This is a genomic window from Myxococcus sp. AB025B (assembly GCF_006518215.1).
Classification (GTDB): Bacteria; Myxococcota; Myxococcia; order Myxococcales; family Myxococcaceae; genus Myxococcus; species Myxococcus fulvus.
Genome location: NZ_SRLW01000107.1, coordinates 23,115 through 29,669 on the forward strand (window position 1 = coordinate 23,115; position 6,555 = coordinate 29,669).

Annotated in this window: 4 protein-coding genes; 1 reads left to right on the plus strand and 3 read right to left on the minus strand. The window is 72.5% G+C overall.

The window, feature by feature from the left end; genetic code table 11:
* Positions 1 to 7: 7 nt before the first annotated feature.
* The 3 genes from FL311_RS19390 to FL311_RS19400 all read right to left on the minus strand — a co-directional run bounded on the left by FL311_RS19390 (position 8) and on the right by FL311_RS19400 (position 4,311).
* Positions 8 to 1,312 carry an AarF/ABC1/UbiB kinase family protein gene (locus FL311_RS19390; protein WP_141326921.1) on the minus strand — a complete coding sequence of 435 codons (1,305 nt, stop codon included), beginning with the start codon at positions 1,310 to 1,312 and terminating at the stop codon, positions 8 to 10.
* 78 nt (positions 1,313 to 1,390) lie between these two features.
* Positions 1,391 to 3,196 (minus strand): serine/threonine-protein kinase, encoded by a 1,806-nt coding sequence (locus tag FL311_RS19395; RefSeq protein ID WP_194869264.1) that lies wholly within the window; start codon positions 3,194 to 3,196, stop codon positions 1,391 to 1,393.
* Between the two features lie 599 nt (positions 3,197 to 3,795).
* A complete protein-coding gene (locus FL311_RS19400; protein ID WP_141326925.1) occupies positions 3,796 to 4,311 on the minus strand; it encodes a hypothetical protein in 516 nt (171 codons plus the stop codon).
* 314 nt (positions 4,312 to 4,625) lie between these two features.
* Here FL311_RS19400 and FL311_RS19405 point away from each other — a divergent pair.
* The coding region (locus FL311_RS19405) for a hypothetical protein (protein ID WP_141326927.1) at positions 4,626 to 6,555 on the plus strand (1,930 nt) is incomplete at its 3' end.

Here is a 6,555-nt window from a genome sequence, read left to right on the forward strand (position 1 = left end):
GCTGCTCTCAGCCGAGCAGCTCCGCCATCTCCAGGAAGACGCCGCGGAAGTCCCCGCGGGCACCGATGAGCCGCAGGTTCTGGGCCAGCCCCCCCGTGGAGCGGAAGAACATCACCGCCTCCGGCGGCGGCTTGATTTTGAGGAACCGGGCCGCGTTGCGCGTGAAGTGGTTGCGCATGTCGCGGGGGATTTCGCAGGACGTGTAGTCGTACGGGGTGGTGCGCATGGGCCTGCCGGCGATGTGCAGCACCTCGCGGATGAGGTCCGCGGCCTCGTCGCCGGGCAGCTCCACCGTGAAGCCCACCTCCAGGCTCAGCCGCAGCACGTCGAAGGGCTCCAGCTTCAGGGACTGCTGGAACATGCGCCGGTTGGCGTCCACGAAGCGCGAGCTGAAGCGCTTGATGGAGCCGAAGTCGAGCAGGCCCAGCCGCCCGTCCGGCATCACCATGAAGTTGCCCGGGTGCGGGTCCGCGTGGATTTCGCCCGCGCCGAAGAAGGGCCCGTACGTGGCGCGGATGAGCTGGCGCGACACGCGGAAGCGCTCCTCGTTGGAGGCCTCCTTCGTCACCCAGTCCTTGAGCGTCAGGCCCTCCAGCAGCTCCATGGTCAGCACGCGCCCGGCGCTGTGGCCGTCGATGACGCCGGGGACGTGGAGGTCCTCCAGCCGGGCCACGCTCCTGGCGAAGCCCCGGGCGAGCTCCGCCTCGCGCCGGTAGTCCAGCTCCAGCAGCAGCTCGTCGCGGAACTCCTGGAAGTACGCCGAGCCGTCCATCAGCCGCGAGGCCTTGGACATCGTCTTCACGACGAGGCCCAGGTTCTCCATGTCGTGCGTCAGCGACTCGGCGATGCCTGGGTACTGCACCTTCACCGCCACGGGGCGCCCGTCCGCGAGCACCGCGCGGTGCACCTGGCCCAGGGAGGCGGCGGCCAGGGGCTCGCGGCTGAACTCGCGGAAGGCCTCCTCGGGGGGGCAGCCCAGCTCCTCGCGCACCACGCGCGACACCATGTCGTAGGACATGGAGGGGGCCTGGTTCTGCAGGCGGGCGAGGACCTGGCGCACCTCGGGGGTGAGCAGGTCCGGGTCCATGGAGAGGGCCTGGCCCAGCTTCATGGCCGCGCCCTTGAGCTCCCCCAGGGTGGAGACCAGCTTCTCCGCGGCGTTCATGCTGAGCAGTTCCGGCGTGCCGCCCGTCAGGCGCTTCGCGCTGCTCTTGAGCACGTCGGTGCCCACCTGCATGGAGAGGCCCGCCAGCTTGCGCAGCCGGGTGAAGCGCCCTTGGGGGGGAAGCGAGTCGTCGGAGTCGGAGGCCATGGGTACAGGGTGGATTAACGAGGAGCCCACCCCGGGACGCAAGGTACGTGGGTCCACCCCTGGCGCCCGGCCGCCCGCCTACCGGGGCGTGGGCGTGTTGCGCAGCCGGGCCCGGAGCATGCGCCAGCGCTTGAGCCCTTCCAGATCCAACGGGTCCATGCGCACGGCCTGCTCATAGGCGGCGAGCGCCTCCTGCAGCCGGCCCACCGAGGCCAGCGCGTCACCGGACAGCCGCTGCACCGCGGCGCGGCCGTCGCGGCCGGGGAACTCGGCGAGGAAGCGGCGACGGCAGTGCTCCAGCGCCGTGGCGGTGAGGCCCGCGGCGAGGCAGCGCTCCACGCCCTCCACGTTGCCCAGGCGCGCGTCGTACTCCGCCCGGCGCTCCACGTGCCCCAGCGCATGCAGCGCCGCGGCCACCCGCTCCCCCACCCGCTCCAACTGGGCGCGCTGGCCCAGGGACAGGTTGCGCGCCTTGAGGGGCTCGAGCGCCGCGCGGACGCGCTGGGCGCCCACGCGCAGGGTCTCCGGCGTGGCGTCCCGGGGGACCTCCAGCACGGCGTAGTGGTCTTGGGACATCCGGTTGCGGAAGCCCTGGAGCACGCGCTCCGCCTCGGCGTCCTCGCGCATGGGGGACGGCGGCGGCGTGGGCGGCTCCAGGCGCACGCCGGACTTCAGCCGGGCGAGCGCCTCCTGGAAGGCGGGGGACGTGTCGCGAAGCTGCACGCCGAAGCCCGGCGACATGCGCCAGGCCCTGGCCTGCTCCTCCGTCACGTGGCGCACCACCTGGCCGGTGCAGGCGAGCTCTCCGCCGGGCAGCCGCAGCAGCAGCCCCACGTCGGAGAGCAGCGGCGGCGGCGCGGCGGGCGTGTGCAGGAAGAGGCCGGCGCGGCCCACCCACTCGCACGACAGCTCGTGCGAGTGCGGCGCGCCCGCCATGCGCACCCGGGCGGTGAAGCCGGGCGCCGCGGGCTCCGGCTCGGGCACGAGCGCGGTGGCGAGCGCGGCGCGCAGGTCCGAGGCCTGGGCGAAGCGGTCCGCGGGGCGCTTGGCCAGAGCGCGCAGGAGCACGCGCGACAGCGTCCTGGGCACGTCCGGGCGCACCTCGTGCGGCGGCACCGGCGGCTTCTGGAGGTGGCCGATGAGCACCTCCGCCGCGGTGCGGCCCGCGAAGGGCACGCGTCCGGTGAGCAGGAAGTAGCCCAGAACGCCCACCGCGTAGAGGTCCGTGCGCGCGTCCACCACTTCGTCGCCGCACTGCTCGGGGGCCATGAACTCCGGCGTCCCCAGCAGCACGCCCACCTCCGTGGTGTGCACGCCCGCCGGGCGCGACAGCAGCTTGGCGATGCCGAAGTCCAGGAGCTTCACGCGCTGGCGGCCCTGCGGCCCCGGCACCAGGAAGACGTTGGCCGGCTTCAAGTCACGGTGGACGATGCCGTGCGCGTGCGCCGCGCCCAGCGCGTCACACACCTGGGAGAGCAGGTCCACCACCAGCGCGGGCGGCAGCGGCTCCTTGGCGAAGGCCGCCAGGCTCTGCCCCTCCAGGTACTCCATCACCAGGTAGGGACGGCCGTCGCGCGTGTCCAAGTCGTAGAGCGCGACGACGTTCTCGTGCTGCACCACCGTCAGCGTGCGCGCCTCCGACAGGAAGCGGGCCACCAGGTCCGGGTCCTGTGCCAGGTGCGAGTGCAGCACCTTGATGGCCACGCGCTTCTGGATGAGGGCGTGCTCGGCCAGCATCACCGTCCCCATGCCGCCGCGGCCCAGCTCCTTCAGCAGCTTGAAGTGCCCCAGCTGGTGCCCCACCAACGAGCCCGGCACGGGCGTGGGGACCGGCGTCAGCGTCTCCACCCGGACGGGCGGTGGCGGCGTCCCCGCGTACAACATCGTGTTCCCTTCCGCCGGCGTGTGCCGGTGAGGACGCACCCAGGTCGGACACTCACTGGGGTCGGAGTGCGGAGGCACGCAGGAGCAGATGACGTTCTGGACGAACACGGGGCGATTGGGGGACGCGGGGACAGGGTGATTCGGAAGACGGGTTGCGAGTCGTGTGCCACCCTCGATTCAACCGCGCTGGCACCGGCGCTTCATGCGAATGGAGTCGTGGACTTCGGGTTCCGGACAGTGAGGGAGGAACGCGCCCTCATTGCTGGAAGTCTCCCCTGCTCTCTCCGCAGAAACTACAGCCATTCGGTTGAAAACTTTACCGCTCGACTCGCAATGCGCGGTTGGGTTTCTGGGATTCCTTTTCTCTCCGTCTCACTCCCATGTTTTGTGGAACACGTTTCACGGCTTTCCTGTCTCGCCGCCCCCCTGGAGGGAAGACGCACGGGGTCGGGTTCCTTGAGTCAAAAGATGTGATGAGGATGAACCGGGGGGCATGGCTCACCCCGGAAACAGGAAGACCCCTCGGGCGGAGCCACGGGGCGCCGCCGGAGGGGTCCGGGTGAGACGTCGTCTTCGGGAGGGCCGGTGGGCCCTGTTCATCAGCCGATGATGGGCTCGCAGTAGCCGTCGGTCGAGCAGGCCAGGTCCGAGCAGCAGGCAGCGCCTTCGCCACAGGGCGCCTCCACGGGCTGGCAGGAGCCGGCATCCGGCTCGCCACCCGTGCCCGCGTCGGGCTCGCCGCCGGTGCCCGCGTCGGGCTCACCGCCGGTGCCCGCGTCGGGTTCGCTGCCACAGGCGCCCAGCGTGTCGCCGTGCTTGACGTGGGCCTTCACGGCGGCCAGGCCCACGGTGATGGAGTGCGCGTTGTCGGGGTTGCCCGGCGGGATGTGGCAGAGGGTGACCTTGCCCGCGTTGAGCGGGTGGAACGGATCATCGGAGTCGGCTCCCGCGGCCTCGCCCTCGTCGGTGCCGGGCGCACCCTCCAGGCCGCCGGACTGGGGCGCGCCGGTGGACGGCTCCGCGTCGGGCCCGGGTGAGCCACCGCAGCCGCTCGCGAGCAACGCGCACAGGGCCACCACGAGAGAGGGAGTCGCAATGAGGTTCAGACGTCGCATGAACGTTCTCCAGTTCCAGGTGTACGGGTGTCGAGCGCCGCGCGAGACCTCGCAGCCATGAGCATGGCCGGGCCACACGCCTGGAGCGAGGGAGCCAGCCCTTGCAGACGACTGCTCCCCGCGAGCACTTCCACCACGCGAAGAAGACCCGGCACCCACGCCCCCGGCCACGCGCTTCACCAGGCGTGGACGCGCTTGAACGCGGAGCCTCGATGAGGGCGCCGGCAGACGCCTCGGAGCGGTTGGCTCGGGAACTTTCCCGTGAGGGTGGTGTCGAGCGGGCGGGGCCGTCATCGGAGGTGGTTGTGGAGCACGTGAGAATCCGACGGGTGCCGACCTGGGCACTCGGTGTCGGGGTGTTGACGGTGCTGCTCGGCGCGGGGGGCGGAGCGGGCGCGGAGCCGGGTGGACCGGGCGCGAGCGTCGCGCCCGCGCTGGAGAACGCCGCGGCGCTGGGGCGCGTCTGGGGCGAGGTGAAGTACGCGCATCCGGCGCTCGCGACGGGCGCGGTCGATTGGGATGCGGCGCTGCTCGCCGCGCTGCCCGGTGCGCTCGCGGCGGGCACACCCGAGGCGCTCGCCGCGACGGTGGGCGGCATGCTGCGCACGCTCGAGGACCCGCTCACCCGGGTCGTGCGGGATGAGCCGGGGGTGGCCACGAGCACCGCGCCGGGCCCGCTGTCGCGCTGGGTGGGTGACGCGCTGGTGCTGGACCTGGACCGAACCTTCGCGAATGTCGACGCGCTGTATCCCGCGATGGGCGCGCTGGAGCCGGAGCTCGCGCGGGCTCGCCGCGTGGTCATCGACCTGCGCGTGAGCGGGGATGCCGAGGCCGCGTGGGCGGAGATGTCGCTCGGCTTCCTGGAGCGCTCGCTGGTGGCGGAGGAGCTGACGGCGCCCGCGGAGCGCTTCCGTGTGTACTCGGGCCATCCCGTGCAGTGGGGCCCCAGCTCCGGGGGCTACAGCGCGTCCGTCGAGACGCGGCTCGCGCGGAGCTTCACGCCGGTGCCCGGGACGCCGAAGCGCTCGGTGGCGCTGCTCGTCAACGCGCGGACGCCGCTGACGCCGCTGGTGCTCTCGCTGATGTCCACGCCTCGCACGCGAGTCATCGCGCAGGGTGGGCTCGATGAGTCCTCCGCCGTGAGGACTCGCACGCTGCCGCTGCCCGGGGGATATCGCGCGGTGGTGCGCGCCTCGGAGCTCGTGTTCGCCTCCGGTGCCTCGGGACTGTCCGCGGACGTCACCGTGCCGGTGGAGGCGGACGAGGGTGACTCGGGGCCCGCGTTCCAGGCCGCGCTCCAGCGGGTGCGCTCGGGCACGTCGGGGACGAGGACTCGCGCGAGCGCAGCCCCATCGAGGTCCGCCTCCGCGCTCCCCATCATCAGCGCCGAGGCGATGTACGAGGACCCGGTGTATCCACCGGAGCCGCATCGGCTGCTCGCCGTCATCCGGTTCTGGAACGTGATGCGCTTGTTTCATCCCGACCCGAAGGCCCTGCGGGACTGGGACGCCGTCCTGCCCACGTTCCTCGGTCAGGCTCGCGCGGCGGCGGACGCTCGCGCCTACACACAGGTCCTCTACACCCTGGCCGCGCGCGTCCACGACGGACACATCTTCGTCGCGGAGCAGGGCCAGCCGCTGCGCTCTCTCGCCGAGGCCACCGCGCCCGTCGTCCTGCGGCCCGTGCAGGGGCGCTTCATCGTGACGGAGCTGCCCGCGCCCGAGGTCACCCGCGCCGCCGGCATCCACGTGGGCGACGAGGTGGTCGCCGTGGACCAGGAGCCCGTCGCCCTGCACGCGCGGCGACTCACCTCCCTCCTCGGTGCCTCACACGACGCCGCGAGGGCCGAGCGCGTCGCCAGCCTGTTGCTCGCGGGCGCGGACGGCAAGCCCGTCGAGGTCATGCTCCAGGGCGCCGACGGCCGCCTCAAGGAGTCACGCCTGCCGCGCTCGCGCGACTTCCTCCCGTTCCTGCGTCCCCCACCCCGCGATGACGCCCCCTGGAAGATGCTGGGCGGCGGCATCGGCTACGTGGACCTGCGCAGGCTGCGCGCCGAGTCCGTGGACCCCATGCTCACCGCCCTGAAGGACACGCGGGGCCTGGTGCTCGACCTGCGCGGCTATCCCCAGGGCAGCGCCTGGGCGCTCGCGCCGCGACTCAACACGCGCGGCGCCACGACGTCCGCGCTCATCTCCCGCCCCAGGCTCTCCGCCGGAGAGCGCCTGGAGGAGCGCTTCCCCACCC